This window comes from Microcystis sp. M090S1, from assembly GCF_020246295.1.
GTDB classification, from domain to species: Bacteria; Cyanobacteriota; Cyanobacteriia; order Cyanobacteriales; family Microcystaceae; genus Microcystis; species Microcystis aeruginosa.
The window spans coordinates 1-2,889 of sequence record NZ_JADBTF010000121.1 but is presented as its reverse complement, the minus strand read 5'-3'; the positions used below and the strand labels follow the sequence as shown (position 1 = coordinate 2,889).

Below are 2,889 nucleotides of genomic sequence, written 5' to 3'. Positions count from 1 at the left end.
TTACGGATATTATCGTTAGGAAAAGCGCGATACTGCCTATAGAGGGGATATAAGACCAAAATCTGGGCGTAAGTCCGTCTTGAGGCAATCCCCCGTGAAATAGGAAGCTCTCAACGATCTTGAGAGTAGTTCACTCCACTAATCCCGATCGCAGGGCCAGCACTGCCGCTTGAGTCCGATCATCCACAGAGAGTTTATTTAAGACATTGCGGACATGGGTTTTCACCGTGCCGATGGTGATATAGAGTCGCTTGGCAATCTCGGCATTACTACAACCCGCGACAATCAGATCGAGAATTTCTCGCTCTCGTGCCGTTAGGGGGGCATTTTCCAGCAATTGGTGATATTCTCGGTCAACGCCTTGAATTATCACTGTTTTGGTCCCGGCAGCCGCACCGACGGGAACATTTTGGCGCACTTGTTGCAGAACAATATTGGCGATCGCAGGGTCAAGCCAATGATTGCCTTCGTGGGTGGAATAAATCGCCTCGATTAACTTATCAATGCTAATATCCTTCATACAGTAGGAATCAGCCCCAGCACTAAAAGCCGCTAAAACCTGTTCTTGGGTTTTGTGCATGGTTAGCATGAGGATTTTCGTGGCCAGGGGGTCTTCGCCCCGATTTTGTTTGAAGCGTCGCACTAACTCGATCCCATCGATCGTGGGTAAACCTATATCGATGATCGCTACATCGGGTTTAGTCTCCTCTAGCAGTTTCAGTCCCTGTAATCCACTGATCGCTTCCCCTACCACTTGAATACCTTCCCGATGCTGGAGAGCCACCACTAAGCCCATGCGCGTTAAATCGTGATCTTCTACAACGATAACCCGCACTTTATCCATATTTTTTGACCAGTTTCGCCGAATTAGGCGATGATTTGCTAATTTTTGCTTTTCGATTATTAGAGCCGATCCTAAACATTGACTTTACTCCGTTCCCCGTTCCCTGAATTCCACTTTCTTATCTTCATTCGGCAATCCCCTTTTTCCGGTTGATTTTATTTCTAGTTACTAAAAGCAGAGATTGCCAATATACTTAGCCTCCCCTAAAATCTACTCAAATCTACCCAAATTTACTTGAAATTTTCTGCTTTAATTATTTATTTATAATATCATGCAAATCTCGATTAGGCAAGGATTTGGCTTTTCTGGTTTCTGTGTGGAAACGAGGCCTATACTGATAGTTTATTTATTCACCAAAATAGCCCTAAAAGTCTTTCCCAGTAAACATTTCAGAATTTCATCGGCAAAAATTATCACACAAAGTCGAGAAGAGCCAAGATAATTTTAAGAAGAATACATCTTTGATCTGCTTGGATTTTCCTAGAATAGAACCAAGCTCTGGTTTAATTAATTTTTTAGCCTATATTAACAAAAAAATAATCTAAAACTAATAAATAATTTATAGTTTCTTGATTTAAGTAATCAATAATTAATTCAAACTATTCTATTGATAACTAGATAGTTTCTCAAAATTACTCTAGTCCTTTAGTTTATGGATAGAGGGAGTTTTTGTCTATTTTTCGCCCTTGGCCGTCACCTCCAATTGGATTGAGGCGGAATTTTTCCCCACTGTGCCAATCGATATAAACAAATAAAAATGGTATCAGTAGGGAAAAAGCTTACCCCTAGGATTCCTGTAAAAAAATTAATTCAGCCGGTGTTACCGCTCCTTTTTCCGTGATGATAGCGGTGATTAAAGCGGCGGGAGTAACATCGAAAGCGGGGTTATAAAAGTTAACATCTCTAGGGCAAAGGGTAGTTGTCCCCACCTGATAAATTTCGGCACGATCGCGCTGTTCGATCGGTATCCCCGTACCATCCTTAAGGGAAAAATCCACCGTCGATAGAGGCGCGGCCACATAAAAAGGCAGATGATGAGCTTTTGCCACCACCGCAAGAGAATAGGTGCCAATTTTGTTGGCCGTGTCCCCATTGGCCGCAATGCGATCGGCCCCAACGATCACCGCATCGATCAGTTTTTGCTGCATACAGTGGGCCGCCATGCTATCGGTGATCACGGTGACGGGAATTCCCTCCCGCAGACATTCCCAGGCGGTTAATTTTGCCCCTTGCAGCCGCGGCCGGGTTTCGTCTGCATACACTTGTATTAATCTCCCTGCCGTCCAAGCGGAACGAATTACCCCTAAAGCAGTACCATAACCGGCCGTGGCTAGGGAACCAGTATTACAGTGGGTTAAAATTGTCAGTTTTTCTGGTTGCTCCGGCAGCGCCAATAAACCATGGTGACCGATCGCCCGACAGGTTTCCACGTCTTCTTTTTGGATATTTTGGGCAGTTTCAAGGAGATTTTTGGTAATTACTGCCACTTCTGGTCCACTTTCCCTGGCCACTTTTAACATTCGCTCGATCGCCCAGAATAAATTCACCGCCGTCGGCCGGGTTTGGGCTAATCGATCGGCTATTCTAGTTAAATCAGCCAGAAATTCCTCTGTCTGGTCGGTGGTAATTTCCTGCGCTCCTAAAACCATACCATAGGCAGCCGCCACCCCGATCGCCGGAGCGCCGCGGACAATCATCGTTTCGATCGCCCGGGCCATGGCTTCACTGCTGGTGATCTCAACTTCCCCATACTCCATGGGTAAACGGGTTTGATCGATCAGCCAAACTTTGTTATCTTGCCAACGCACGGGATAGATCGAGTTACTCTCGCAAGTGGTTGTGGTCATAAACATTTTTAGATTGAGAATTAGCTAAATTTACCACTTTGACTCTCCCCCGCTACAACGCGCGAGCGGTTAGCGGGGGATTCTTGGTTCATAGGCTCTTGACTAGATCGACCTGGTTTAACCGGACGATCCCCAACCGATCGCCTCCGCAAGCGTTTTCTAACACGGTCAGTCCGACCGCATTTTTTCCTCGGTTCT

The 2,889-nt window shown here is 45.5% G+C and carries 2 protein-coding genes; both read right to left on the bottom strand.

Annotated features, from left to right (window positions below):
- Positions 1–130: 130 nt before the first annotated feature.
- Positions 131–844: a response regulator gene (locus IM477_RS05630; RefSeq protein WP_287730863.1), complete on the bottom strand. Its 714-nt coding sequence runs from the start codon at positions 842–844 to the stop codon at positions 131–133.
- Positions 845–1,629: 785 nt separating this feature from the next.
- Positions 1,630–2,691 (bottom strand): S-methyl-5-thioribose-1-phosphate isomerase, encoded by a 1,062-nt coding sequence (gene mtnA, locus IM477_RS05625; RefSeq protein WP_287730862.1) that lies wholly within the window; start codon positions 2,689–2,691, stop codon positions 1,630–1,632.
- Positions 2,692–2,889: the final 198 nt, after the last annotated feature.

What these genes read in the sequence shown, in the direction of transcription:
- IM477_RS05630 (WP_287730863.1), bottom strand. Translation starts at nt 844, where the DNA reads ATGGATAAAGTGCGGGTTATCGTTGTAGAAGATCACGATTTAACGCGC.
- mtnA (WP_287730862.1), bottom strand. Translation starts at nt 2,691, where the DNA reads ATGACCACAACCACTTGCGAGAGTAACTCGATCTATCCCGTGCGTTGG.